This is a genomic window from Burkholderia sp. 9779_493, from assembly GCF_015712215.1.
Taxonomy (GTDB): Bacteria; Pseudomonadota; Gammaproteobacteria; order Burkholderiales; family Burkholderiaceae; genus Burkholderia; species Burkholderia cenocepacia.
The window spans coordinates 196,835-221,820 of record NZ_JACCQA010000009.1; the positions used below are offsets into that span (position 1 = coordinate 196,835).

The 24,986-nt window shown below is 64.6% G+C and carries 22 protein-coding genes; 8 read left to right on the forward strand and 14 right to left on the reverse strand.

The window, feature by feature from the left end; translation table 11 throughout:
* Positions 1-4: 4 nt before the first annotated feature.
* The gene (locus H0X95_RS12055; RefSeq protein WP_059721417.1) at positions 5-889 is read right to left on the reverse strand and encodes a LysR family transcriptional regulator; all 885 of its coding nucleotides are present in this window, start codon (positions 887-889) and stop codon (positions 5-7) included.
* A gap of 113 nt (positions 890-1,002) precedes the next feature.
* On the opposite strand from H0X95_RS12055, the gene H0X95_RS12060 reads away from it, so the two are divergent.
* Positions 1,003-2,199: a serine hydrolase domain-containing protein gene (locus tag H0X95_RS12060; protein WP_059721416.1), complete on the forward strand. Its 1,197-nt coding sequence runs from the start codon at positions 1,003-1,005 to the stop codon at positions 2,197-2,199.
* Positions 2,196-3,419 carry an MFS transporter gene (locus H0X95_RS12065; protein WP_059721415.1) on the forward strand — a complete coding sequence of 408 codons (1,224 nt, stop codon included), beginning with the start codon at positions 2,196-2,198 and terminating at the stop codon, positions 3,417-3,419. The genes H0X95_RS12060 and H0X95_RS12065 overlap by 4 nt, the downstream gene beginning before the upstream one ends.
* A gap of 28 nt (positions 3,420-3,447) precedes the next feature.
* Here the strand turns inward: H0X95_RS12065 and H0X95_RS12070 are convergent, their stop codons facing one another.
* From H0X95_RS12070 to H0X95_RS12085, 4 genes are all read right to left on the reverse strand, one after another.
* Positions 3,448-4,461 (reverse strand): sugar-binding transcriptional regulator, encoded by a 1,014-nt coding sequence (locus H0X95_RS12070; protein ID WP_077019627.1) that lies wholly within the window; start codon positions 4,459-4,461, stop codon positions 3,448-3,450.
* Between the two features lie 63 nt (positions 4,462-4,524).
* Entirely contained in the window at positions 4,525-6,006 is a 1,482-nt protein-coding gene (xylB, locus tag H0X95_RS12075) for a xylulokinase (protein WP_006485856.1), read from the reverse strand.
* 104 nt (positions 6,007-6,110) lie between these two features.
* Complete coding sequence (dalD, locus tag H0X95_RS12080; protein ID WP_059721414.1) at positions 6,111-7,505, reverse strand: D-arabinitol 4-dehydrogenase; 1,395 nt, start codon at positions 7,503-7,505, stop codon at positions 6,111-6,113.
* Between the two features lie 172 nt (positions 7,506-7,677).
* Positions 7,678-8,589 carry a LysR family transcriptional regulator gene (locus H0X95_RS12085; protein ID WP_006485519.1) on the reverse strand — a complete coding sequence of 304 codons (912 nt, stop codon included), beginning with the start codon at positions 8,587-8,589 and terminating at the stop codon, positions 7,678-7,680.
* A gap of 99 nt (positions 8,590-8,688) precedes the next feature.
* Between H0X95_RS12085 and mdlC the strand changes: the two genes are divergently transcribed.
* The 4 genes from mdlC to H0X95_RS12105 all read left to right on the forward strand — a co-directional run bounded on the left by mdlC (position 8,689) and on the right by H0X95_RS12105 (position 14,397).
* Positions 8,689-10,293, forward strand: coding sequence for a benzoylformate decarboxylase (gene mdlC / locus H0X95_RS12090; protein WP_048988964.1), 1,605 nt, complete (start codon positions 8,689-8,691; stop codon positions 10,291-10,293).
* A 29-nt stretch (positions 10,294-10,322) separates the two neighbouring features.
* On the forward strand, positions 10,323-11,774 hold the full coding sequence (locus H0X95_RS12095; protein WP_059721413.1) for an aldehyde dehydrogenase: 1,452 nt from the start codon (positions 10,323-10,325) through the stop codon (positions 11,772-11,774).
* A gap of 14 nt (positions 11,775-11,788) precedes the next feature.
* The gene (locus H0X95_RS12100) at positions 11,789-12,733 is read left to right on the forward strand and encodes a ketopantoate reductase family protein (protein ID WP_059721412.1); all 945 of its coding nucleotides are present in this window, start codon (positions 11,789-11,791) and stop codon (positions 12,731-12,733) included.
* A 257-nt stretch (positions 12,734-12,990) separates the two neighbouring features.
* Complete coding sequence (locus H0X95_RS12105) at positions 12,991-14,397, forward strand: MFS transporter (RefSeq protein WP_034201905.1); 1,407 nt, start codon at positions 12,991-12,993, stop codon at positions 14,395-14,397.
* A gap of 20 nt (positions 14,398-14,417) precedes the next feature.
* On the opposite strand, the gene kynA is transcribed toward H0X95_RS12105, so the two are convergent.
* From kynA to kynB, 3 genes are all read right to left on the reverse strand, one after another.
* Positions 14,418-15,353, reverse strand: coding sequence for a tryptophan 2,3-dioxygenase (kynA, locus tag H0X95_RS12110; protein ID WP_034201423.1), 936 nt, complete (start codon positions 15,351-15,353; stop codon positions 14,418-14,420).
* 90 nt (positions 15,354-15,443) lie between these two features.
* Positions 15,444-16,697: a kynureninase gene (gene kynU, locus H0X95_RS12115; protein ID WP_230878196.1), complete on the reverse strand. Its 1,254-nt coding sequence runs from the start codon at positions 16,695-16,697 to the stop codon at positions 15,444-15,446.
* Between the two features lie 27 nt (positions 16,698-16,724).
* Entirely contained in the window at positions 16,725-17,366 is a 642-nt protein-coding gene (gene kynB, locus H0X95_RS12120) for an arylformamidase (protein ID WP_011546066.1), read from the reverse strand.
* 129 nt (positions 17,367-17,495) lie between these two features.
* Between kynB and H0X95_RS12125 the strand changes: the two genes are divergently transcribed.
* Positions 17,496-17,996 carry an Lrp/AsnC family transcriptional regulator gene (locus H0X95_RS12125; protein WP_006477992.1) on the forward strand — a complete coding sequence of 167 codons (501 nt, stop codon included), beginning with the start codon at positions 17,496-17,498 and terminating at the stop codon, positions 17,994-17,996.
* Here the strand turns inward: H0X95_RS12125 and H0X95_RS12130 are convergent.
* From H0X95_RS12130 to H0X95_RS12140, 3 genes are all read right to left on the reverse strand, one after another.
* The gene (locus H0X95_RS12130) at positions 17,983-18,492 is read right to left on the reverse strand and encodes a flavin reductase family protein (RefSeq protein ID WP_006482487.1); all 510 of its coding nucleotides are present in this window, start codon (positions 18,490-18,492) and stop codon (positions 17,983-17,985) included. The genes H0X95_RS12125 and H0X95_RS12130 overlap by 14 nt on opposite strands.
* Positions 18,493-18,772: 280 nt before the next feature.
* Positions 18,773-19,438 (reverse strand): hypothetical protein, encoded by a 666-nt coding sequence (locus H0X95_RS12135; RefSeq protein ID WP_059721410.1) that lies wholly within the window; start codon positions 19,436-19,438, stop codon positions 18,773-18,775.
* Positions 19,435-20,841, reverse strand: a complete 1,407-nt coding sequence (locus H0X95_RS12140; protein WP_059721409.1) for a selenium-binding protein SBP56-related protein — start codon at positions 20,839-20,841, stop codon at positions 19,435-19,437. The genes H0X95_RS12135 and H0X95_RS12140 overlap by 4 nt, the downstream gene beginning before the upstream one ends.
* Here H0X95_RS12140 and H0X95_RS12145 point away from each other — a divergent pair.
* Positions 20,834-21,250 carry a hypothetical protein gene (locus H0X95_RS12145; protein ID WP_226245078.1) on the forward strand — a complete coding sequence of 139 codons (417 nt, stop codon included), beginning with the start codon at positions 20,834-20,836 and terminating at the stop codon, positions 21,248-21,250. The genes H0X95_RS12140 and H0X95_RS12145 overlap by 8 nt on opposite strands.
* A 475-nt stretch (positions 21,251-21,725) precedes the next feature.
* Here H0X95_RS12145 and H0X95_RS12150 read toward each other — a convergent pair whose 3' ends face one another.
* The 3 genes from H0X95_RS12150 to H0X95_RS12160 form a co-directional block, all read right to left on the reverse strand.
* On the reverse strand, positions 21,726-22,130 hold the full coding sequence (locus tag H0X95_RS12150; RefSeq protein ID WP_196446051.1) for a hypothetical protein: 405 nt from the start codon (positions 22,128-22,130) through the stop codon (positions 21,726-21,728).
* A gap of 176 nt (positions 22,131-22,306) precedes the next feature.
* On the reverse strand, positions 22,307-24,025 hold the full coding sequence (locus tag H0X95_RS12155) for a replication endonuclease (protein ID WP_196446052.1): 1,719 nt from the start codon (positions 24,023-24,025) through the stop codon (positions 22,307-22,309).
* A gap of 121 nt (positions 24,026-24,146) precedes the next feature.
* Positions 24,147-24,986, reverse strand: coding sequence for a hypothetical protein (locus tag H0X95_RS12160; RefSeq protein WP_196446053.1), 840 nt, complete (start codon positions 24,984-24,986; stop codon positions 24,147-24,149).

Here is a 24,986-nt window from a genome sequence, read left to right on the forward strand (position 1 = left end):
CCGGTTACAGCCGCAAATGCTCGGTCATGTAGTCGACGAACGCGCGTAGCTTGGGCAGCGGATGGCGGCCGGACGGCCACAGCACGTAGAACGGCGTGCGGCTCGCGACGTGATCGTCGAGCACTGCGCGCAGCCTGCCGTCGGCGAGCGTGTCGCGCACGAAGAACTCGGGCAGGCACGCGATGCCGAGCCCGCGCAGCGCGAAGCACAGGCGCGTCTCGGCGTTGTTGCTGACCATCGAGACGGGTACCTCCGGCGGCGTGCCGGTGCGCGGCGCGCGCAGCGGCCAGATCTCGAGCTTGCCGCTGCTCGGGAATCGGTAATGCAGGCAGCGGTGCTGCGCGAGGTCGGCCGGCGTGCGCGGCGTGCCGTGCCGTTCGAGATAGTCGGGCGACGCGACCAGGTGCTGGCGGAAGTGGCCGAGCAGCCGCGACGACAGTCGGGAATCGGTCGGATGGCCGGTGCGCAGTACCACGTCGAAGCCTTCGTCGATCACGTCGACGATCCGGTCGCTGAAATCGATGTCGAGCTCGATCTCCGGATACGCGGCCATGAAGTCGGCGAGCACCGGCAACAGCAACGTGCCGATCGTCGGCAGGCTCACGCGCAGCCGCCCGCGCGGCGCCTCGACGCTCTGCGTGAGTTCCCGCTCGGCCGCGTCGATTTCGGCGATCACGCGCCGGCATCGTTCGAGAAAGCGCGCGCCTTCGGCCGTCAGCGTGATGCTGCGCGTGCTGCGGTGAAAGAGCCGCACGTTCAGGCGTGCCTCGAGCCGCGCGATGCGCTTGCCGATCGCCGACGCCGACAGTCCGAGCGCACGGCCGGCCGCGACGAAGCTGCGCGTTTCCGCGACCTGGACGAACACGACGAAGCCGCCAAGATTTTCCATGCAGGTTCTCGATTACGGACACCCATGTCCGGAGTGTCCGGAACTCTAACCCGATTTTTCTTCTCGTGCCGGCTCCCTACGATGGGCGTTCCTTCACTGTTCGAGGTCACGCCATGTCATCACTGCCTGTCACCGCCCGCCGCGCCGAACCGGATGCCGCGCTGCGCGCCCGGCTCGATGCCGTGCTCGACCGCGCGTTGGCCGATGCGCGCGCGGTCGGCGCGGTCGTGCTGGTCGCGCGCGACGGCGAATTGCGTTATGCACGCGCGGCCGGGCTGGCCGATCGCGAAGCCGGCACGCCGATGCGCGAGGACACGCTGTTCCGGCTCGCGTCGGTATCCAAGCCGATCGTGACGGCCGCCGCGATGCGGCTGGTCGCGACATCGAAGATCGGGCTCGACGAGCCGGTCGCGCGCTGGCTGCCCGCGTTCACGCCGACGCTCGCGGACGGCACGCCGGCGAACATCACGCTGCGGCATCTGCTGTCGCATACGGCCGGGCTCGGCTATCGCTTTCTCGAAGCCGCCGCCGACGGCCCGTATGCGCGCGCGGGCGTGTCCGACGGGATGGACCGAGCGAGCCTGTCGCTCGCCGAGAACGTCCGGCGCATCGCCGGCGTGCCGCTGCAGTTCGCGCCCGGCACATCGTGGGGCTACTCGCTTGCGACCGACGTGGTCGGTGCGCTGATCGAGGCGGTCGATGGCCGGCCGCTCGCCGACGCCGTGACCGCGCTCGTGACGACGCCGCTCGGGATGACCGACACGGCATTTTTCACGCATGACGCGGCGCGTCTGGCGACGCCTTACGTCAGTACGCCCGACGTGCCGCGCCGGATGGCGGACGACGATCTCGTGCCGGTATTCGACGGCACGGTCGGCATCCGCTTCGAGCCGGCGCGCGCGTTCGATGCGACCGCGTGGCCGTCGGGTGGCGCGGGCATGGTCGGCACCGCGCACGATTGCCTGACGCTGCTCGATACGCTGCGCACGGGCCTCGACGGCTGGCTCGCACCGCGCTGGATCGACGAGATGGCGCGGGTGCAGCCGGGCGCGCACGACTTGCCGGATGCGCCGGGATTCGGTTTCGGGCTCGGTTTTTCCGTGCTGCATGACCCGGTGGCCGCGCAATCGCCGGAGTCGGTCGGCACCTGGCGCTGGGGCGGTGCGTACGGGCACGCGTGGTTCGTCGACCGCGCGGCAGGGCTGACGGTGGTGGCGTTGACCAATACGTTGTACGAAGGGATGCACGGGCGCATCGTCACCGACGTGCGCGATGCGGTGTATGGCGTCGACGATCGGAGCGCGCAATGAGCGAGTGCGTATCCGTCTCCGACCGCGCTGTCGATCGAGCGGCAGATTCGTCCACGCCGGCCCGCGCACGCTTGCCCGTCGCGAACCTGCTCGCGCTCGCCACCGCCGGCTTCATCACGGTGCTCACCGAAGCCCTGCCGGCCGGCCTGCTGCCGCTGATGAGTGCCGACCTGCACGTGACCGAGGCGCTGATCGGCCAACTGGTGACCGTCTACGCGCTCGGCTCGATCGTCGCGGCGATTCCGCTCGTCGCCGCGACCCGTGCGATGCGCCGGCGCCGGCTGCTGCTCGCGGCGCTGGCCGGCTTCGTCGTCTCGAATGCGCTGACGGCCGGGTCGCCGTATTACGCGCTCACATTGGCGGCGCGCTTCGTCGCGGGGATGTCGGCCGGGCTGCTGTGGGCGCTGCTCGCGGGCTACGCGAGCCGGCTGGTCGACCCGTCGCTGCGCGGCCGTGCGATCGCGATCGCGATGCTCGGCATACCGGCGGCGATGTCGATCGGCATTCCGGCGGGTACCGCGCTCGGCGCGATGTTCGGCTGGCGCATCGCGTTCGCGGGCATCACGCTCGCGGCGCTCGTGCTGATCGGCTGGATCCGGCTGCGTGTGCCCGACTATCCGGGGCAGGCGGCCGGCGCGCGCGAGCCGGTGCTCGGCGTGATGACGCTGCCCGGCGTGCGGCCGGTGCTGGCGGTGATGTTCGCGTACGTGCTCGCGCACAACCTGCTGTACACGTACGTCGCGCCGTTCCTCGCGGGCGTGCGGATGGGCGCGCAGGTCGACGTGGTGCTGTTCGTGTTCGGCGTCGCGTCGCTGGTCGGCATCGCGCTGACGGGCGCGTGGATCGGCGCCGCGCAGCGACGCCTGACGCTCGCCAGCATCGCGCTGTTCGCGCTGGCGGCGGCGATGCTCGGCGCCGGCTCGGGGATGACGGTCGTCTATGCGGGCGTCGTGCTGTGGGGGCTCGCGTTCGGCGGTGCGCCGACGCTGTTCCAGACCGCCACTGCGAACGCGGCGGGGGAATCGGCCGACGTCGCGCAGTCGATGCTCGTGACGGTCTGGAATCTCGCGATCGCCGGTGGCGGCATCGCAGGCGGGATGCTGCTCGACGCGACGGGCGCCGGCGCGATTCCGTGGGTGCTCGTCGTGCTGCTGGCGCTGGCGTGGGTCGGCGCGTGGCGCGCCCGCCGCCATGCATTTCCGGCGCCGCGCGCGGCCTGAGCCGGCGTGCGCGATGGCGACGTCGGCGTCAGGCCGCCTTCGCGGCGAGCGCGGCGCGCGCGCAGGTTTCGTCGGTGACGAGCCCCGACAGCCAGCCGCCGCGCAGCGCGGCAATCACCGCGTCGTGTTTCTTCGGGCCGCCGGCGAACGCGATCGTGGGCAGCTTCGGCGGCGTCGCGAGCGCGACGCTCGTCACGCGCGCGCTGGTCGACACGGTGATCTGCGTGCCCTGCGCGTCGATCGGCACGCCGAGCAGTTCGGCCACCGCGCCGAGCGCGGTCATCTCGTCGCGCTCCTGTTCGGTGATGAAGCCGTCTTCGTAGAGCGGGCAGTGCGGGCCGATGTTGCCGATCCCGACGAACGCGACGTCGGCCTTGCCCGACAGCGCCTCGACGATCCGGTACAGCCGGTGATTGCACCACTGCGCGCGTTCGGCGTCGCTGTCCGCGAACAGCGGCGCAGGCAGCAGGAAGTGCTTGCTGCCGGTTTTCTCGGAGATGTACTGCGCGACGTCGTAGCGGTTCGACGAGCCGTCGGCCGCGATCGCGCCGACCATCGATACGAGCCGGTGCTGCGGGCGGTCGATTTGCGCGATCTGCGCGACCGCGGCCTTCAGCGTCCGGCCGCTGCTGACCGCGATCACCATCGGCCGCGTTTCGTTCAGGTAGCGCTCCATCACCTGCGCGCCGGCGACCGCGAGCTTGCGGTCGATCGCGTCGGGCGCATCGGCGTCGACCGGCACGACTTCGCACATCGCGAGGCCATAGCGTTTCGACAGTTGCGCGCCGAGATCGAGACAGTCGGCGAGCCGATGGTCGACGCGCACACGGATCAGGTTCTTCTCGACCGCGAACGCGACGAGGCGCTGTGCGACGGGGCGCGACACCTGCAGCTTTTCGGCGATTTCGTTCTGCGTGTCGCCCGCGACGTAATAGAGCCACGCGGCGCGCGTGGCGAGATCGAGTTTTTCTGAGGACTTGGACACGATAGCGATTCGGTTCGGATCTGGGGGCCGCCCCGCGGACCGGCCGGCGGGCCGCATGACGGCATCCACTGTACCGCATGTCGCGCGCGCGGCCGGCGGCCGGTCGCGCGAGCGCGGCGCCTACGCGAGTCGTGCGCGCGACGGTTCGTACAGCGGCCGCACGTGGCGGTACAGCGTGCGGAAAGCGTCGAGGCGTTCGCGCAGCCGCGCATGGCGGGCGGCGTCCGGCGCGTATTCGGCGCGTACCGGCGGCTTGGTCAGCACCGTATGCGGATCGCCGCCGACGGCCAGCCAGCCGAGCCGTGCCGCGCCGAGCGCCGCGCCGGTTTCGCCGCCGCCGTGCTGACGCGTGCGCACGTTCAGCGCGTCCGCGATCAGTTGCGCCCAGAACGCGCTGCGCGCGCCGCCGCCGATCAGCGACAACTGGTCGGTCTCGACGCCGGCCGCGTGCAGCGCGTCGAGACCGTCGGCGAGGCCGAGCGTCACGCCTTCGAGCACCGCGTAGCCGAGGTGCGCGCGGTCGGTTGCGTGCGTCATGCCGAAGAACGCGCCTTGCGCGTACGGATCGTTGTGCGGCGTGCGCTCGCCCGACAGGTAGGGCAGGAACAGCGGCGCCGCCGCGAGTGCGTCGGCGTCGAGCGCCTCGACTTCGGCGAGCAGCGCGGGCTCGTCGGTGCCGGTCAGCTTGCAGACCCAGCGCAGGCAACTCGCGGCCGACAGCACGACGCTCATCAGTTGCCAGCGGTCGGGAATCGCATGACAGAACGCATGCACGGCCGACGCGGGATTCGGCATGAAGCGGTCGCCGACCACGCTCAGCACGCCGGACGTACCGAGCGACACGAAGCCGTCGCCCGCGTGGATCGCGCCGATGCCGAGCGCGCTCGTCGCGTTGTCGCCGCCGCCGCCCGCGACCACGACGGCCTCGGACAACCCCAGTTCGCGCGCGACGTCCGCGCGCAACGTGCCGGACGGCGCGTTGCCTTCGACGATGCGCGGCATCTGCCCGCGCGTCATCCGGCACGCGTCGAGCAGCGCATCGGACCAGTCGCGGCGCGCGACGTCGAGCCACAGCGTGCCGGCTGCGTCCGACGGATCGGACACTTTCGCGCCGGTCAGCCGGAATCGCAGGTAGTCCTTCGGCATCAGCACGCACGCGGTCGCCGCGAACACGTCGGGCTCGTGCTTCGCGACCCACAGCAGTTTCGGCGCGGTGAAGCCGGGCATCGCGAGGTTGCCGGCCAGTGCGTGGAGATCGGGCGCGCGTTCGGTGAGCAGCGCGCATTCGTCGGCGCTGCGCATGTCGTTCCACAGGATCGCGGGGCGCAGCACGCGATCGTCGCGGCCGAGCAGCACGGCGCCGTGCATCTGGCCCGACAGGCCGATGCCGCGTACCTGCGCGAACGCCTGCGGGTGCCGTTCGCGCAGCGCGGCGAGCGCGGCGAGCGTGCCTCGCCACCAGTCGTCCGGATGCTGTTCGGCCCAGCGCGGATGCGGTCGCGACACGCTGAACGGCGAGCCGGCGGTGCCGACGACCGCGCCGTCCGGGGCGAGCAGCAGCACCTTCACTTCCGAGGTGCCGAGGTCGATGCCGAGATACATGAGCGATCCGTTCCGTCAGAGAGGAGCCGCTACTTTAGCCGTGCCGCACGGCATGTGCCAAGCGGGTTCGCCCGGTGGCGCGGCCGGGCGCCGCGCGCGGGTCATCAGCGTGCGGCGAGCCATGCGTCGACGCGCGCGAGCCCGGCGCGCAGCGCGTCGAACAGCGCCGCGTTGCCGGCGAGCGAGCCCCACAGCGCGCGGTTCGCGCCGAGCGCGACAACGGGGTCTGAGGCCCCGACGATCGCGCGGGCGCTGCTGTCGTCCATCACGCCGTCCTGGTACGCATACGGCAGCGTGCCGCGCGCCCAGCGTTCGAGAAAGCGCAGGAACAGTGCGGGCAGCACGGCGGTGGCAATGGGTGCCGCGCCGCGCGCGAACGATTCGACGAGCGTCGGCGCGATGAAACCGGGGATCTTCGAGAAACCGTCGGCCGCGACGCGCTGGTTCGTGTCGAGCACGTACGGATTGCCGAAGCGCTCCAGCACGACGTCGCGGTAGCGCGCGAGATCGAGCGGGCTCGGCGTGAGGCACGGGATCACGTCCTGCGTCACGTAGTCGTGCGCGAAGCGGCGGATCGCCGGGTCGTGCGTGCCTTCGTGGATGTAGGTATGGCCCGCGAGCGTGCCGGCCCATGCGATGCAGCTGTGCGTCGCGTTGAGGATGCGGATCTTCGCTTCCTCGTACGGATGCACGTCGTCGACGAGTTCGGCGCCGGCCAGCTCCCAGCGTGGCCGGCCGGCCGCGAAACGGTCCTCGATCACCCACTGGATGAACGATTCGCCCATCACCGGGCACGCATCGTCGACGCCGGTGGCCACGAGGACGCGCTCGCGCACGTCGGCGGTCGGGCGCGGCGTGATGCGGTCGACCATCGCGCTGGGCGTCGCGACGTGCGCATCGAACCACGCGAGCAGGCCGCCTTCGCCGCGCCGTTCGAGGAATTCGCGCATGCCGGCGCGAAAGCGAGCGCCGTTGTTGCGCAGGTTGTCGCAGCTTTGCAGCGTGAGCGGGCCCGCGCCGCGCTTCACGCGTTCGGCGAGCAGCGCCGCGAGCGCGCCGTACAGCGTCGTGCGCGCGCCCTGCAGGTCGGCGGCGAGATCGGCATTGGCGACGTCGAGCCGGTTGTGTTCGTCGAGGTAGTAGCCGCCTTCGGTGACGGTGAACGACACGATCCGGCAGGCCGGATCGGCGCCGGCGTCGATCAGTGCGGCAAGGTCGATCGACCACGGCAGCACGCGCGTGATCGCGCGGATCGTCTCGTACGCGCGCTCGCCCTGCGGGGTGACGGTTTCGAGCGTGTACGCGCCGTGCTGCGCGGCGAGCGCGTCCATCGTCGCGCGCATGTCGTCGCGGATGTTGCCGACGGTCAGCGACCAGCGCTCGTCGGCCGGCACGGCGGCGTTCACGCGGTGCAGATACCACGCCTGATGCGCGCGGTGAAACGAGCCGGCGCCGATGTGCAGCAGCACGGGCGCGTGGGCGGAGGGCGATTCGCTCATCCGGTGTCTCCTTTTCCTGCCTGTCTGTCCTGTCGAATACGATCATTTGCTCTTTATGTGAGCGAATGATCGTATTCGGGCGAACGAAAGTCAAGGCGGGGACGCGGCATTTCGATGGTGCGCTGCGGCGGCGCGCGGGCAGGGCGGACGCGGAGCCGGCAGGAAACGAACGTCAGCGTCCTTCGCGCGTGAGCGCGACGAGTTCGTCGAGCAGCTTGCCGGCCGGCCCCGGCAGGATGCCGTGGCGGCGCCGGAACGCGGTGAGCGTACGCACCGCGACCACTTCGCGCACGGGCAGCGTGTCGATCGTGCCGGCGCGCTGCTCGGCGCCGACCATCGGCTCGGCCATCCAGCTCAGGAAACCGGCGTGCGCGACCAGGCTTTTGAGCGTCGTGACCGAGCGCGTCTCGACCGCGATGTCGGGCAGCGGCAGCCCGTGCGCGTCGAAGGTCGCGCGCATGTGGTCGAACGGCGCGGTGCCGCGCGGCGGAATCGCCCAGCGCGCGTGCAGCGTATCGGCGAGCGTCGGCGGGCGGCCGAGCGCGCGCAGCGGATGGTGCGGCGCCGCAACGATATGGCTCCGGTCTTCCCAGCGGCACTCGGGAATCGCGACGATCTCGTCGGTATCGGGCCCGTGCGCGGACAGCGCGAGGTCGATCTCGTGCTTGATCAGCCCTTCCGCGAGCCGGTCCCACACGCCTTCGATGATCTCGACGCGCAGGTTCGGCCAGCGGTCGAGCACGCGGCCGACCGCGATCGGCAGCACGAGGCTCGCGATGCTGCCCACCGCGCCGACCTTGATCGTGCCCTTCGCGAACCCGCGCATCGCGTCGAGCTCCTCGCGCGCATGCTCGGCCTCGTGCTGCAGCAGCGTCGCATGCGGCAGCAGCGCCTCGCCGAACGCGGTGAGCTGCACGCCCTTCGAATGGCGCTCGAACAGCGGCGCGCCGACCTGTTCCTCCAGCCGCTTCAGGATCCGGCTCAACGCCGGCTGCGTGACGTGCAGCGCGTCGGCCGCGCGGCCGAGGCTGCCGGACGCGACGATCGTCGTGAACGCGCGTAATTGTCGGAGATCGAAAGTCATGCCGGATCGTAATGGCTTTTTGCAGAAAATACAGTATCCGAGAATGGCTTGCACTTCGATACTGTGGAAACCGCCCAGTCATCGAGGAGACACCCGAGCATGTCCGGCCATCCGCCCCCTTCCGCATCGATCACCGTCCGCGACGCGGTCGTCGACCTGCTCCGTCAGTTCGGTATCGACCGCGTGTTCGGCAATCCCGGTTCGACCGAGCTGCCGATGTTCCGCGACTTCCCCGACGATTTCCGCTACGTGCTCGGCCTGCACGAAGCCGTCGTGGTCGGGATGGCCGACGGCCATGCACAGGCCACCGGCAATGCGGCGGTCGTCAACCTGCATTCGGCGGCGGGTGTCGGCAACGCAATGGGCAATCTGTTTACCGCGTTCAAGAACCGCACCCCGCTGATCGTCACCGCGGGCCAGCAGGCGCGCGCGATTCTGCCGTTCGATCCGTTCCTCGGCGCGACGCAGGCCGCCGAGCTGCCGAAGCCGTACGTGAAATGGAGCATCGAGCCGGCGCGGGCGCAGGACGTGCCGGCCGCGATCGCGCGCGCGTACCGCATCGCGATGCAGGAGCCGCGCGGCCCCGTGTTCGTGTCGATCCCGGTCGACGACTGGGACCAGCCGGCCGAACGGCTGCCGCGGCGCGACGTCAGCAGCATCGTGCGGCCCGATCCCGACGCGCTCGCGCGGCTCGGCGACGCGCTCGACGCCGCGCGGCGCCCGGCGTTCGTGGTCGGCGCGGCCGTCGATCGCGCGGGAGCATGGGACGACGTCGTGCGCCTCGCCGAGCGGCACCGGGCGCGCGTGTACGTCGCGCCGATGTCGGGGCGCTGCAGCTTTCCGGAAGACCATCCGCTGTTCGCCGGCTTCCTGCCCGCGATTCGCGAGAAGATCGTCGCGCGGCTCGACGGGCACGATCTCGTGTTCGCGTTCGGCGCGCCCGCGTTCACCTATCACATCGAAGGCTTCGGCCCGCACCTGCCGCCGGGCGCGACGCTCGTGCAGCTCGTCGACGATCCGGGCGTCGCCGCGTGGACGCCGTCGGGCGATGCGGTCGTCGGCAATTTGCGGCTCGCCGCGCGCGACCTGCTCGCGCGACCGGCGCCGCCCGAGCGGCCGATGCCCGCGGCGCGCGCGCCGCGGGTACGCGTCGACGCGCCCGCCGCCGGCGAGCGCATGTCGGTCGCGTTCGCGCTGCAGACGCTCGCCGACGTGCGCGACGCGTCCGACATCGTCGTCGAGGAGGCGCCGAGCGCGCGGCCGGTGATGCAGGAGCATCTGCCGTTCACGCGCAGCGGCACGTTCTACACGATGGACAGCGGCGGGCTCGGCTACGGGATGCCGGCCGCGGTCGGCGTCGCGCTCGCGCAGCCGGGCCGGCGCGTGATCGGGCTGATCGGCGACGGCTCGAGCCTGTATTCGATCCAGGCGTTGTGGAGCGCCGCGCAGCTGAAACTGCCGATCACGTTCGTGATCCTGAACAACCGGCGTTACGCGGCGCTGCAGGATTTCGCGCCCGTGTTCGGCTTTGGTCCGGGCGACCCGGTGCAGGGCACCGAGCTGCCCGACCTGGATTTCGTCGCGCTCGCGCAAGGGATGGGCTGCCGCGGCGTGCGCGTCGCCGAAGCGGCGAAGCTGCGCGACACGCTGACCGACGCGCTGCGTGCCGCGACGCCGGTCGTCGTCGAAGTCGAGATTGCGTGACGCGCCGCGCGCGTCCTTCCGGAGATGCCATGCAAACCGTAGCGATGCTGATCGGCGGCGAACGCCGCCACTCGTCCGGCGGCGCGACCTTCGTGCGCCGCAACCCGCTCGACGGCCAAGTCGCGTCCGAAGCGCCCGCATGCACCGTCGACGATGCGCGCGCGGCGGCCGATGCGGCAGCCCGTGCATTTCCCGACTGGGCCGCGCTCGGGCCCGGCGCGCGGCGCGCCTTGCTGCTGAAGGCGGCCGCCGCGCTCGAAGCGAAGCACGACCAGTTCGTTGCGGCGATGGCGGCCGAGACGGGGGCGTCCGCGCTGTGGGCTGGCTTCAACGTTCACCTCGCGGCGAGCGGGCTCGTCGAGGCCGCATCGCTCACCACGCAGGTCGGCGGCGAGCTGATTCCGTCGGACGTGCCGGGCTCGCTCGCGATGGGCGTGCGGCAACCGGCAGGCGTCGTGCTCGGCATCGCGCCGTGGAACGCGCCGGTGATCCTCGCGACGCGCGCGCTCGCGCTGCCGCTCGCGTGCGGCAACACGGTCGTGCTGAAGGGCTCGGAGCTGTGTCCCGTCACGCACGGGCTGATCGTCGAGGCGCTGCAGGAGGCCGGACTGCCGCCGGGCGTCGTCAACTTCGTGACGAACGCGCCCGACGATGCGGGCGCCGTCGTCGATGCGCTGATCGCGCATCCGGCCGTGCGCCGCGTGAATTTCACCGGCTCGACGCGGGTTGGGCGGATCGTCGCGCAAGCGTGCGCGCGTCACCTGAAGCCGTCGGTGCTGGAACTCGGCGGCAAGGCGCCGTTCGTCGTGCTCGACGATGCCGATCTCGACGCGGCGGTCGCCGCGGCCGCATTCGGCGCATTCGCGAATTCCGGGCAGATCTGCATGTCGACCGAGCGCATCGTCGTCGACGCGGCGATCGCCGATGCGTTCGTCGCGAAGCTCGCCGACAAGGCCGCGTCGCTGCCGCTCGGCGATCCGCGCAACGGGCCCGTCGTGCTCGGTTCGCTGATCGACACGAAGGCGGTCGAGCGCTGCAACGCGCTGATCGACGATGCGCTCGCGCACGGCGCGACGCTGCTGTGCGGCGGCAAGGCCGACACCACGCTGTTCCCGGCGACGCTGCTCGACCATGTGACGCCGGCGATGCGCATCTACGCGGAAGAATCGTTCGGCCCGGTGAAGGGCATCGTGCGCGTCGACGGCGAGGAGGCCGCGATCCGTTGCGCGAACGACAACGCGTTCGGGCTGGCGTCGGCCGTGTTCAGCCGCGACGTCGCGCGGGCGCTGCGCGTCGCGGCGCGCATCGAATCGGGCATCTGTCACGTGAACGGCCCGACCGTGCACGACGAGGCGCAGATGCCGTTCGGCGGCGTGAAGGACAGCGGTTTCGGCCACTTCGGCGGCAAGGCCGGCATCGCCGCGTTCACCGACCTGCGCTGGATCACCGTGCAGACGGCGCCGCGCCACTATCCGTTCTGACGAGGCCGCCGACGATGAGAATTGCAATTCTGGGCGCCGGCGCGATGGGCTCGCTGTTCGGCGCGCGGCTGGCCGAAAGCGGCGAAGCCGTCACGCTGATCGACGTGAACGATGCGCATCTCGATGCGATCCGCCGCGACGGGCTGCGCATCGACGACGACCGCGGCGAACGGCGCATTCGCACGCTGCAGGCCGTGCGGCCGGACGCCGCGAATGCGGCCGCGGCCGCCGCGCCCGACACACCGTTCGATCTGCTGATCGTTTTCACCAAATCGCTGCACACGCGCGCCGCGCTCGACGGCGTGCGCGCGCTGCTGACGCCGGACACGTTCGTGCTGACGTTGCAGAACGGGCTCGGCAACGTCGAGACGCTGAATGCGTTCGTGCCGCTCGAGCGCATCCTGGTCGGCGTGACGACGTGGCCGGCCGATGCGGCCGGGCCCGCGCACGTGCGCTCGCACGGCGCCGGCACGATCCGCATGATGACGGCCGACGGCGCGGCACGCCCGTTCGCGACGGCCGTGGCCGACACGCTGTCGCGCGCGGGGCTCGCCTGCACGCTCGATGCCGACGTGTGGGCCGCGATCTGGGAGAAGGTCGCGTTCAACGCGGCGCTCAACACGCTGTGCGCGACGACGGGTTGCACCGTCGATCAGCTCGGCCATCATCACGACGGGCCGCGGCTTGCGCTGGCGATCGCGGCCGAGACGGCCGCCGTCGCGCGCGCGAAGGGCATTGCGGTCGACGGCGAGCGCGTCGCACGCAACGTCGAGCATGCGATTCGCGAACATCGTGGCCATCGCCCGTCGATGCTGCAGGACGTGCTCGCGGGCCGCCGCACCGAAATCGACGCGATCAGCGGCAAGGTCGTCGCGGCCGCGCGCGAAGCGGGCGTCGCGGTGCCGCATGCCGAGACGCTGCTCGCGCTCGTCCGGTTGATCGACGCACGGACGAACTGAGCCACAGGCCGGCGGCCGGCTCGCGCCGCATGACGATACGGAGGCCGCGCCCGTGGGGCGACGGCGCCGGGTCGTGAAGGGTGGAACAAGACGCCGACGCCGATGCACGGGCGCCGGTCGATGCACAGCACGAGATCCGGGCACGCATGCGCGCCAGCCCGGACAACCGGAGACGCCATGAAAACCATCGAATGCCGTTGTCTTGCCGCGCGCCGTTCGCGCACGTTGCCGCCGACGTGCGGCGCCCGGGAGGCCGCATGAGCACGCACGACGCACTGGATGGCCGGCGGCCGCCGTCGATCGACATCGGCACGACGCTCGACGACGGGCCGTTCACGCTGATGCAGCGCTGCGTGGTGCTGCTCGCCGCGCTCGCGATCGTGCTCGACGGGTTCGACGGCCAGCTGATCGGCTTCGCGATTCCCGTGCTGATCCGCGAATGGGGTATCACGCGCGGCGCGTTCGCGCCGGCCGTCGCGGCGGGGCTGGTCGGGATGGGCATCGGCAGCGCGTGCGCGGGGCTCGTCGCGGACCGCTTCGGCCGCCGCCAGGCCGTGATCGGCAGCGTGTTCCTGTTCGGCCTCGCGACCTGCGCGATCGGGTTCGCGCCCGACGTCGCGACGATCGCGATGCTGCGCTTTTGCGCCGGGCTCGGGATCGGCGGCGCGTTGCCGACGGCCACGACGATGACCGCCGAATACACGCCCGCGCGGCGCCGCACGATGATGGTGACCGCGACGATCGTCTGCGTGCCGCTCGGCGGGATGCTGGCCGGCCTGTTCGCGCACGAGGTGCTGCCGCGCTACGGCTGGCGCGGGCTGTTCTTCGCGGGTGGCGCGTTGCCGCTCGTGCTCGGCTTCGTGCTGGTGCGCGCGTTGCCCGAGTCGCCGCGCTATCTCGCGCGACGCCCCGCACGCTGGCCGGAACTCGGCGCGCTGCTCGCGCGGATGCAGCGGCCGGTCGCGCCGGGCACCGTGTTCACCGATACGAAGGACGCCCGCGCGCCGGGCAGCCGCGGCGGCTTCGGCGCGCTGTTCGCGAGCGGCCAGGCGCGCGACACGATCGCGCTGTGGTGCGCGTTCTTCATGTGCCTGCTCGCCGTGTACGCGGCGTTCAGCTGGCTGCCGACGATGCTCGCGGCGAGCGGGTTGAGCGTGTCGGTCGCGGGCTCGGGGCTCACCGCGTACAACCTCGGCGGCGTGATCGGCGCGTTGCTGTGCGCATGGGCGATCGCGCATGCGGGCTCGCGCTGGCCGCTCGCGCTGTGCAGCATCGGCGGCGCGGCGAGCGCGGTGTGGCTGATGGGTGTCGATGCGAGCCGCCACACGGGCTGGCTGATCGTCGGGCTCGGCCTGCACGGGCTGTTCGTCAACGCGGTGCAGTCGACGATGTATGCGCTGTGCGCGTACATCTATCCGACGGCCGTGCGTGCGACGGGCACCGCGAGTGCGCTCGCGTTCGGCCGGCTCGGCGCGATCCTCAGCGCATTCGCGGGCGCGATCGTGATCACGGCGGGCGGCGCGGGCGCGTATCTGACGATGCTGGCCGTGGCGATGGGCGTGGTGTGCGTCGCGCTGCTCGCGGTGCGGCGGCACATTCCGCGGCTGTCGCGCGTGCCCGCGCCGCCGCGCGAAGGGGAGGAACTCGCCCGCCCGTCGTCGTGACGGCGGGCGCGTGGCGTGCGTTACAGCGTGGTGCGCACGTGCCAGAGCTCGGGGAACAGCACGACGTCGAGCATCTTGCGCAGGTACGGCGCGCCGCTCGTGCCGCCGGTGCCCTGCTTGAAGCCGATGATGCGCTCGACCGTCGTCACGTGACGGAAACGCCACTGGCGGAACGCATCCTCGAGATCGACGAGTTCCTCGGCCATCTCGTACAGCTCCCAGTGCTGCTGCGGATGACGATAGACCTCGAGCCACGCGGCCTCGACCGTCTCGTCGTGCCGCGTCGGCTGGGTCCAGTCGCGTTCGAGCCGCTCTGCCGCGATCGGGAAGCCGCGCCGCGCGAGCAGTCGCACGACTTCATCGTAGAACGACGGCGCCTCGAGCGTCGCGCGCACCTGTTCGAGGATGTCGGGCCGGTGCGCATGCGGCTGCAGCATCTGCGCGTTCTTGTTGCCGAGCAGGAATTCGAGCTGGCGATACTGGTACGACTGGAAGCCCGACGACTGGCCGAGGTACGGGCGCATCGCCGAATACTCGGACGGCGTCATCGTCGACAGCACGTTCCACGCCTGCACCAGTTGCTCGAGGATGCGCGACACGCGCGCGAGCATCTTGAACGCGGGCGGCAGCGCGTCCGTGCGCACTGCATCGAGCGCGCCGCGCAATTCGAACAGCGCAAGCTTCATCCACAGCTCGCTCGTCTGATGCTGAATGATGAACAGCATCTCGTTGTGATCGGGCGACAGCGGATGCTGCGCGTCGAGGATCGAATTCAGCGACAGGTAGTCGCCATAGCTCATCGACTTCGAGAAATCGAGCTGCGCGTTGTGCCAGCCGGCTTGAGCGTCGGCCTCGCCCGGCACGTGCGGGGCTTCGTGCGCGGCTTGCGCCGGTTGTGCGGCGCGTGCGCCCGAGAACGGGCAGCCTGCCGGCGCGTCGCCGCCGGGGGGCTGCATATGACCAGAATTCACGACTTTCTCCAGATTTGAATGATGAATGCGCGGCGCGCCGCCGTTGCATGCGGTGCGCGCGCCGCGCAGAACCGGTCAGGTCACCGCGCCGCGTTCGGCGAACTCGGGCGCCTTCCACGCGTCGGTGGCGAGGATGTCGCGCAGCGTCTCGACCGCATCCCACACGTCGGCGAAGCGCGTATAGAGCGGCGTGAAGCCGAAGCGCAGCACGTACGGCTCGCGGTAGTCGCCGATCACGCCGCGCGCGATCAGCGCCTGCATCACTTCGTAGCCGTGCGGATGCTCGAAGCTCGCCTGCGAGCCGCGCTGGTGATGCGCACGCGGCGTGACGAGCTTCAGCGACAGGCCCGCGCAGCGCGCTTCGACGAGCGCGATGAAGGCATCGGTCAACGCGAGCGACTTGCGGCGGATCGCGTCCATGTCGGTCTGCAGGAACACGTCGAGCCCGCATTCGACCATCGACATCGACACGATCGGCTGCGTGCCGCACAGGAAACGCGCGATGCCCGGATCGGGCGCGAAGCCCGGCTGCATCGCGAACGGCGCGCGGTGGCCCCACCAGCCGGACAGCGGCTGCGAGAAATGCGCGAGATGGCGTTGCGGCACCCACACGAACGCGGGCGAGCCGGGGCCGCCGTTCAGGTACTTGTACGTGCAGCCGACCGCACCGTCCGCGCGCGCGCCGTTCAGGTCGACCGGCACTGCGCCGGCCGAGTGCGCGAGATCCCACAGCATCAGCGCGCCGGCGTCATGCACCAGCTGTGTGACGGCCGGCATGTCGTGCATGTAGCCGGTGCGGTAGTTCACGTGCGTGATCATCGCGACGGCCGTGTCCGCGCCGAGCGCGCCGGGCAGGTCGGCCGGATCGTCGATCAGGCGCAGCGTGTAGCCGCCGCCGAGCTGGTCGATCAGCCCCTGCGCGATGTACAGGTCGGTCGGGAAGTTCGAGCGCTCCGACACGATCACGCGGCGCTCGGGCGCACGCTCCACCTGGTGGCGCAGCATCGCCGACAGCAGCTTGAACAGGTTGATCGAGATGGTGTCGGTGACGACCGTTTCGCCGGGCGCGCCGCCGATCAGCGTCGCGAGCTTGTCGCCGAGGCGGCGCGGCAGCGCGAACCAGCCGGCCGTGTTCCAGCTGCGGATCAGGCCTTCGCCCCATTCGGCGCCGATCACCTGCTGCGCGCGGGCGGCCGATGCGCGCGGCTGCGCGCCGAGCGAGTTGCCGTCGAGATAGATCACGCCGTCGGGCAGCGAGAACTGGTCGCGCAGCGGGGCCAGCGGGTCGTCGCGGTCGAGCGCGAGCGCGTCTTCACGGGTCTTGATCATCATGATGTGAGGTCGTAGGTCGGGTAATCAGGAAGCGTGCGCGGGCAGCGCGCGCAGCACCGCACGCACGGGGCTCGCGTCGAGCGTCGCGAATTTGAGCGGCAGTGCGATCAGTTCGTAGTCGCCGGGCGGCACGTCGTCGAGCACGATGCCTTCGAGGATCGCCATCCGGTGCGCGCGCACGCGGTGATGCGCATCCATCGTCTTCGATTCCTGCGGGTCGAGCGACGGCGTATCGATGCCGATCAGCTTCACGCCGTGCGCCGCGAGCAGGTCGACGGTGTCGGGCGCGACCGCGCAGAAATTGCTGTCCCATTGCTCGACCGCGGCGCGCGCATACGTGCGCAGCAGCACGCGCGGCGGTACGCCGTCGAGCGCGGCTTCCACATCGGCCGGCCGCACGACCGGCGATGCGCCGATGCAATGGATCACGCGGCACGGGCCGAGATAGGTATCGAGCGGCACCGCGCCGATCGGCGCGCCGTCGGCATCGTAGTGCAGCGGCGCGTCGCAGTGCGCGCCCGTGTGCGGCGACAGCGTCAGGCGCGCGACGTTGACCGGCGAACCGGCCTCCATCCGCCATACGCGTTCGACGGCAACCGGCGTATCGCCCGGCCACACGGGGGTGGCGGGGCTGACCGGCGGCGAGATGTCCCAGAGTGTGTCCATGGCATGACGAAGCGTGAGTCGATCCTTCGAATGATAGGTGGACGCTCGCAGAAAGTGCTTGCGAAATAAACATGGACAATCCGCCGGATTGGCAGATAATTCGACTCAGAGGGAAAACGGGGACCAAAAATGCACGCGATCACGCTCGATGCCACCGACTGCCGGATTCTGGCGGTACTGCAGGAGGAGGGCAGAATCAGCAATCTCGACCTGGCCGAACGCATCTCGCTTTCGCCATCCGCCTGCCTGCGCCGCATGCGCCTGCTCGAGGAGCAGGGCGTGATCGAGCACTATCGCGCGTGCCTGAGCCGCGAGAAGCTCGGCTTCGAGCTCGAGGCGTTCGTGCAGGTGTCGATGCGCAACGAAGAGAATCAATGGCACGAGCGCTTCGCGGAAGCGCTGCGCGAATGGCCGGAGGTGGTCGGCGCGTTCGTCGTGACGGGCGAGAGCCACTATCTGCTGCGCGTGCTCGCGCACAACCTCAAGCACTATTCGGATTTCGTGCTGAACCGCCTCTACAAGGCGCCGGGCGTGATGGACATCCGGTCGAACATCGTGCTGCAGACGCTGAAGGACGAAGCCGGCGCGCCGGTCGGGCTGGCGCGCACGGGGGCGATCAAAGCGGTGTGAGGCCGTGGAAGCCGCCGCCGTGGAACACGAGCGGCGGCGCCGTTTCCGTTACGGCGCGCACGCCGCAGCGTTCCACTTCGCCGACGAAGATCACGTGGTCGCCTTCGTCGTAGCGGCTGCGGTTGTGGCATTCGAACCATGCGAGCGCGCCGTCGAGCACGGGCATCCCCGAGTTGCCGGCCGCATGCGCGATCCCTTCGAAGCGGTCGCCCTTGTAGGTCGAGAAGCGCTTGCACAGGTCCAACTGCGACGCCGCGAGCACGTTCACCACGTAATGGCTGTTGCCGCGGAACACCGGCGTCGACGCCGATTTGTGCGCGAGGCTCCACAGCACGAGCGGCGGATCGAGCGACACCGAATTGAACGAACTGGCGGTGATGCCGATCAGCTGGCCGGACGGCGCGCGCGTCGTGATCACCGTCACGCCCGTCGCGAACTGGCCGAGCGCCTGCCGGAAGGCGGCCGAGTCGAAATCCGGCGGATTGGCGTGGCTCATCGGGCAGCCATCCGGAACGGGACGGGCGGGCGCGACACGGCACGGGCGTGACGGGCGCGGCGGACGAAAGACGACGAGGCGGTCGATTGGGAAGGGGTGCGCATGGCCCGATTTTAACGGAATCGAGGGCGCCGGACCCGGTCGGGCGGCGCATCGCGACGGCAGGGTGGCGTAGCGAACACTGCGGCGCGCGGCCGGCAGCGCCGTTCCGTCACGTTTTTTAACGGTGCGGCCGTTGCGCCCGGCACCTCGTCGCGCCAGCGAGCCATCGCTGCCCGCGCTATCGCGCCGCCGCCAGCCCGAGCGACAACGCTCCCGTCACGATCAGGCTCGACGCCCACACCGCATCCAGATTGAACCAGCTCCGCGACACGAACTTCAGCCCGAGATAACGGTACACGAGCCACGCGAGCCCGCCGCCGGCGGCGATCATCGCGGCCGCATGCACGGCGGCGACGACGAGCGCCATGCCGAGATGCGCATCGACGAGCAGCGCCGCCGCGCGGTGGCCGGCATCCCGGTCGAGCCCGCACAGGCCGAGGTAGATCGGCACGAGCATCAGCCCCGCGCCGTGCGCGAGCGCGACCGCGAACGACCACAGGCCGAGCCGCGCCGGCGGAATCCGTGCGAGCGCCCGCGGATGCCGGCGCCGGATCAGCAGTACCGCGCCGAAGCCGATCACGAGCGCGCTCGCGCCGATCCGGATCGCCGACTGCCATGCGAGCAGCGCGGCGAGCAGCCCGAATGGCAGCATCACTGCGAAAACGGCCAGCGCATGACCGAGCGCGAGATAGCCGAGCGCCGCGACGAGCGCGTCGCCGCGGCGCGTCATCAGCGCGTTCGACACCGCGAGCGGCCAGCCCATCGCCGGGTTGAGTCCGTGATAGACGCCGCTCGCGAGCACGGCCGCCCACAGCGCGAACGACGCGTGAAGGCCGGTGCTCAACGCTTGACCGACGGATAGCAGAACGAGTCGGTCGAGCAGTCGCCGCCTTCGAGCCGGATCTGGTGCGCGCGGTAGCCGTCGGGGAACTCGACCCAGTAGTCGTCGGCGAGCGTCAGCCCGCCGTCCGGCCCCGCGTGCGCGAGCACCTGCGCGGCCGGCACGCCGTCCGGATAGAACTGGTCGTCCCACGTCGAATAGAGCGAGTTGGTCCAGTACACGCGCCGGCCGTCGCGACTGATCTCGACCATCTGCGGGCCGCCCGCGAACGTGCGGCCGTTCGAGTGCGGCGCACGGCGCGCGATGCCGCCGATGCGCACCGACCCCGCGAGCACCGGGTGGTGCGGGTCCGACACGTCATACTGGCGCATCTCGCCGGTGCCCCAGCACGACACGTACAGGAAGCGATCGTCGAGCGACAGGTCGATGTCGGTCACGAGCGGCGGCACCGCGCCGAATCCTTGCAGCAGCGGCGGCAGCTCGTCGGCCGCGGCCGGTTCGGCCGGGATCGTCGCGGTTTTCTTCACATGGAACTTGCCGCCTTCGCGCCACCAGGTCCAGATCGAGCCTTCGAGATTGGTCGTATCGACCACGACGCCGACGAATCCGTATTCGCGCACCGGGTCGTGCGCGGGCCGCACCTCGAGCGCCATCTGGTGCTGCGCGCCGAGATCGATCGTCTGCACGTTGCGCCGCGCGCGCAGGTCCCAGAAATGCAGCCGGTGCCCGTACTTGTTCGCGAGCAGATCCTCCGGGACGATCCCGTTCTCGAATTGCGGCGGCAGCGCCCATTCGCTCGACACCATGTAGTCGCGCGGCAGGTTCCACCAGAAGTCGTAATGCTTGTCCTGCGGGCCGCGGTCGATCTCCCAGCGGCCGAGCACGTCGAAGGTCTCGCAATCCATGATGAAGATGCCGGGCGCGCCGTCGGTGCCGTCCTTGCCCGCGCCGCCCAGCGTGCTCACGTAGATGCCCTCGGGTCCGCAATGCACGGTGTGCGGCCGCGAATAGCCGGTCTTCGCGAAGATTTCGTCGGGCTCGATGATCTTGTGGATGCGCGCCTGCGTCGGATGCGGCTTCGTGTCGATCACGTAGATGCGCGACGAGCGCAGGCCGGGAATGATCAGGAAGCGGCGCTCGAGGAACGCATGGCCGGTCAGCGGCGACAGCGACGACGAGCACGCATTCCAGCCGAAGTGGTGAAACTCGTCGCCGGTGTTCGGCATCGTCACCGTGTGCACGATCTTGCCGTACGTCGACGAACCGGGCTTCACGTCGATCACGGCAAGCGCGTCGGGTCTGGAAAAATCGGGGCTCAGCAACAACGTATAGGCAAACTCCTCCGCCGGCGCCTGCATCGCAAGTTCGGGCGAAGCGTGAAACGTCGGGTCGGGCCGCATGCTCATGGTGATGTCCTCCGGATGGTGTCGGATCGTGGACGCACGGCCGTTCGTTGCGGACGTGCGGACTGCGGTGGCCGCGCGCGTCGGCGACGCGCGCGATGCCGTGCATCAGGTCGTGAAAGCGGGAAAAGGCGAGGGGGTGCCGCGCGGCGCGCTCCGCGAAACCGGCACGTGCCACTGCGATGGTGCGATCGACGGAGCGGCGACCGGGCCCGCGACGCAGGCGATGTCTGTTAAGGCGTGCATATCGATGTTCCGGCAGATGATGGTGGCATCGGGGTCGGGCATGCATCGGACGCTGGGCGGGCGCGACGGGTTGGCCGTCGCTTGCGCGTGCCTAAGTGTAGACGAGAAACACGCGGCGGGGCGCGTGCGGCGCCCTGTCCGATCTGCCAGTTGCGCGCGCGAGTGAGATACTTGACGAAGTGCCGCTGCCTCCCCCTCGCGGGCGGGCAACGGCGACGCGAAACGATGGCGCCGGCACGGGCGTGCCGGCTGCCGTCATCCACGAGGGACTGATTTCATGGGGAACGAGATGCTTGAAACCGCGACGCTCGGAGGCGGGTGTTTCTGGTGTAAGCAAACAACCATAATCAATTTTCATCAATAAAATCAACAGCTTGCAAACTTGCTGAATTGACTTTGCTGGTTTTTTCTAGTAATTTGCTGGATTGAAAACGGGTCAAAAGCCTTGCCTGTCGCACTTCTTCACGGCTCGCACCTCCTAGAACCTAGCCCCTCGCACCTCTTCGGCTGTTCAATCTCAAAAACCTCTTTTTCTGTTGATTAGGTCCATCAATCAATAGAAAAAGAGGTTTCACAAAGAGTTTGAGAAATGTAATGTCTCAAGTTCAAAAACAAAAAAGCTCCATTGTGGAGCTTTCTTTTTATTTAATATTGAGAGTTTGTTTTATTTCATTAACTAAACTTCTATTTTCCATATAAAAAACTTTAACCTCTTTAACTGCACTTTTAATGTTTATGTTCTTTGTGAGTTGTGGGTCTAAATAATTAAATACATTTTTTAGAGAGCTAAATTTTTCTCTAAACAGAGTAAGACCATTAAGCATTTGAACTAATAAACACAAACCTTGATTTATACTATTTTCTTCTTCTGTTCCATTAGTATAAAAATCATGTTCTAATATTCTACTGTATGCTTGAAGTTTGAAAGCTTCTAGAATTTCAATTTTTGCCTCTTTTGAGTGTGGCAAACCATTGATAATTTCTAGAGCAACATCTTCAAAAAGGAATTTTGAAGATAAAAGATAATGTAAATATTGGTCTTCCATAGCGATTTCTCCTAAAAAGTAAAAGTTAAAACCCTGTATCTAGTGGGTTCGTCGCTATCTTCTAGGTTCTTCGTCGCTATTCAGGTGGAGACTATAACACAAAGAAAAAGAAAGGTCCAGCACTTTTTGAAAGAACTTACTTTTATAGACTGTTTTTAATTTACTTTATTGTTTTATTAGCTAGTTTCTTCTAAAAAGACTATATCATATTCGTCTTTTTTCAAAGAGTAACCCGGTAGGGCAGGTTTTTCTTGGATAATGTTGAATAACTGTACAGACTTCTCTAAAATGCTTTTATAATTTATACATTCAAAGTCTATTTCATTACATATATAGTTCTTTGTATCAATTATCTTATTTATCTCTTTATCATAAAAATCTTGTTTTTTAGTTACTTTATCAAAAGACTGTTTAATGTTTGAATAGCAAGGTAAATCTAAGTCAATTGAAATTACTGTTTTTATTTCTTCTTCAAAGTTTTTCTCAAAAACACAATATTGAGTATTTTTGATAAATACTATTTGATTGAGTTTGATAATGTCCTTTGTCTTTAACATGCACAAGTCATTTTCATAATGTCCTTTCTTGAAGATAACACCTAACAGTTTTTTACTTCCCATTTCTGTTATGTATTGGTTCTCAAAGTATTCTTGAAACTTGGAGACAAATTTATATAAGTCTCCATTTTTCAAGCATGACAAAACTTCTTTTGATAGCTCTTTTTTGTAATTAAAATAATGCTTGCATAGAAAATTAAATTTAGTAATTGAACCTTTCAAGCCAAAGAAATTAAATGAACGGATACCATAAAGATTTCTGCAAGCCATGTTTTTAATAGCATTATCATCTTTTTTCTCGTCATTATAAGTTGTATGTGTTTTTATAACATACTTGAACAAGTAACTAGAAGCTTTCGCTTTTCCATTGTTTAATATAATTTTTTGATTGCCAAAGTCTCTGGAAAGATTTTTAGTTTCTCTAATCTCGTCATGTATTTTTTTTATTAACTCTTCGTCTTTATCATGCCAAATAATCGCATGTAGGTGTAAAGTTGAATCGACTTGACACTCCATTACCTGCATACCAAATAAATCATCTCCGAACTTCAAACCTAAATTAGAAAGCTTGGCTCTAATTAATTTCCAGTAGTTGTTAATAGCATTTATAGCCTCTTGTGGTGTGTGTCCTTCAAATGAACAATTATTGTTCAAGGGATTGCAATGCATGTGAGAATTTAATGTGAGTGTTAAAAATGTAAAAGTAAATTCCTTGTCTTTTGCTATCTCTTCAAAACACTTACTTATTTTCAATATCTGTGCAATCTTCTCTCTTTGCTTTTGTTCATTAGTAACTAGCTTTCTAATTCTTCCATTTGCATCAATTAATCTAAAAGATTTCAAATATTCGTCTTGTTGTTTAATTTCTTCACGATATGCTGTAACAATGTCTCTTGTAGTAATAGAACTTCTATTTAATCCTACCAATTTCAATAATTGAGAACTGTATAAAATTAGCTGTCTTCTCTTCTTATTTAATTTCTTTCTATCGTTTTTCTTTTCTTCAAAAATACCATTATCACAAACCTTTTTATCGTTGCTGGAAAATTTTTCAAAAAACAATGGTATTGTTTCAATGTATGCTTGTTCATTTCCTCCAAATTGGTTTTTGATAATCCAATGAACATAGCTTTTGTGAATTTCAGGAACAAGTTTATTTAGTCTATTGTCACTAAAAGCTTTTTTATGTTTCTTCTCTTTTTCAATCTCTGTATTGACTAGATTGTGAAAAGGAACATAAGAAAGTTCGTATGTGTTTAAGATATTGTCAGTAAAATAATTTAATAAATCGTCTTTATTTGTATTGACATTTAAAGTAGAATTGTTTAATATAATCATAGTAGTTAATTTCTCTGTGTGTGTTTATATTTAGTCCTGATAAAACATAGAATATAAACAAGTTGTCTTTTAATCATAATAGTAAAAAGTAAAAAGTAAAGCCCCGCAATGGGGCTTTTTTTTATTCTGGGTCATTATCTTTATTGTCTTTAAATTTAAGCTCAATAAAACTATTAAAATCTTGCTTATGACAATCAAAGTAATCGCTAAACTCATAACCAAAATCTAATTTGTTTATCAAAGATATATCTAAAGTATATCTATACTTACTTCGTCGTTTCTTTTCACTATTTGCAAATTCTAAATCTTTTCTAGCCTGTTCCATTGAAATTTCATTGATTTCTGCATATCGCTCTAAAAGTAAGTTTTGATATTCTGTATCTTTATAGAAACGATTAATATGTATGATTTCATGACAAAAGAAACAGACAGGCTTTAACTTGACCAGTTTTTGAACCTTGCTTTTTTCGTTGTAGCTCCAAACTTCATGACATTGTGTGTCTGTTGTTGAGTCCTCTTTGAAGTCTTTAGAACTGCATTTACAGATACGACAAACAAACTTTTTAGTTTTCTCTCCGTTTTCATTGAGAACATAAACAAAGCTTTTGCTTTCAATATAATCTCTTATCTCTTTCCATGGCTGTATTGAAGAGTATTTATACTGTAATGCACTTCTTACATTTCTAAAGTTTTGTTCGGTAGGTATAAACTCAAACCTAATTTTGTATGATTTTTGTCTTTCGTATTCTGCAAGAATAGGTCTAAAATCTATGTCATAGTATCTATAGTCAAGTTTAGATTTTTTGAGTTGCTTTTGTTCATTATCATATTGTTTAGCAACTTCATTTAATCGCTCTTCGCTATCATCAATAAAGTCTTCGTCTTCTTTTAATTGATAATGCGAAGCTTCCTCTTGTTTTGAAAACAAAGACTTTATTTTTATTATTATTGTCTTAATCAT

Excerpts from the sequence above, each read along its gene's own strand:
- mdlC (WP_048988964.1), top strand. The coding sequence starts at position 8,689 with ATGTCCGGCCATCCGCCCCCTTCCGCATCGATCACCGTCCGCGACGCG.
- dalD (WP_059721414.1), bottom strand. The coding sequence starts at position 7,505 with ATGAGCGAATCGCCCTCCGCCCACGCGCCCGTGCTGCTGCACATCGGC.
- kynA (WP_034201423.1), bottom strand. The coding sequence starts at position 15,353 with ATGCAGCCCCCCGGCGGCGACGCGCCGGCAGGCTGCCCGTTCTCGGGC.
- H0X95_RS12100 (WP_059721412.1), top strand. The coding sequence starts at position 11,789 with ATGAGAATTGCAATTCTGGGCGCCGGCGCGATGGGCTCGCTGTTCGGC.
- H0X95_RS12145 (WP_226245078.1), top strand. The coding sequence starts at position 20,834 with ATGCTCATGGTGATGTCCTCCGGATGGTGTCGGATCGTGGACGCACGG.
- H0X95_RS12060 (WP_059721416.1), top strand. The coding sequence starts at position 1,003 with ATGTCATCACTGCCTGTCACCGCCCGCCGCGCCGAACCGGATGCCGCG.
- H0X95_RS12160 (WP_196446053.1), bottom strand. The coding sequence starts at position 24,986 with ATGATTAAGACAATAATAATAAAAATAAAGTCTTTGTTTTCAAAACAA.
- H0X95_RS12095 (WP_059721413.1), top strand. The coding sequence starts at position 10,323 with ATGCAAACCGTAGCGATGCTGATCGGCGGCGAACGCCGCCACTCGTCC.
- kynB (WP_011546066.1), bottom strand. The coding sequence starts at position 17,366 with ATGGACACACTCTGGGACATCTCGCCGCCGGTCAGCCCCGCCACCCCC.
- H0X95_RS12065 (WP_059721415.1), top strand. The coding sequence starts at position 2,196 with ATGAGCGAGTGCGTATCCGTCTCCGACCGCGCTGTCGATCGAGCGGCA.
- H0X95_RS12125 (WP_006477992.1), top strand. The coding sequence starts at position 17,496 with ATGCACGCGATCACGCTCGATGCCACCGACTGCCGGATTCTGGCGGTA.
- kynU (WP_230878196.1), bottom strand. The coding sequence starts at position 16,697 with ATGATCAAGACCCGTGAAGACGCGCTCGCGCTCGACCGCGACGACCCG.
- H0X95_RS12130 (WP_006482487.1), bottom strand. The coding sequence starts at position 18,492 with ATGAGCCACGCCAATCCGCCGGATTTCGACTCGGCCGCCTTCCGGCAG.
- H0X95_RS12155 (WP_196446052.1), bottom strand. The coding sequence starts at position 24,025 with ATGATTATATTAAACAATTCTACTTTAAATGTCAATACAAATAAAGAC.
- H0X95_RS12140 (WP_059721409.1), bottom strand. The coding sequence starts at position 20,841 with ATGAGCATGCGGCCCGACCCGACGTTTCACGCTTCGCCCGAACTTGCG.
- xylB (WP_006485856.1), bottom strand. The coding sequence starts at position 6,006 with ATGTATCTCGGCATCGACCTCGGCACCTCGGAAGTGAAGGTGCTGCTG.
- H0X95_RS12085 (WP_006485519.1), bottom strand. The coding sequence starts at position 8,589 with ATGACTTTCGATCTCCGACAATTACGCGCGTTCACGACGATCGTCGCG.
- H0X95_RS12055 (WP_059721417.1), bottom strand. The coding sequence starts at position 889 with ATGGAAAATCTTGGCGGCTTCGTCGTGTTCGTCCAGGTCGCGGAAACG.
- H0X95_RS12070 (WP_077019627.1), bottom strand. The coding sequence starts at position 4,461 with ATGCGGCCCGCCGGCCGGTCCGCGGGGCGGCCCCCAGATCCGAACCGA.
- H0X95_RS12105 (WP_034201905.1), top strand. The coding sequence starts at position 12,991 with ATGAGCACGCACGACGCACTGGATGGCCGGCGGCCGCCGTCGATCGAC.
- H0X95_RS12150 (WP_196446051.1), bottom strand. The coding sequence starts at position 22,130 with ATGGAAGACCAATATTTACATTATCTTTTATCTTCAAAATTCCTTTTT.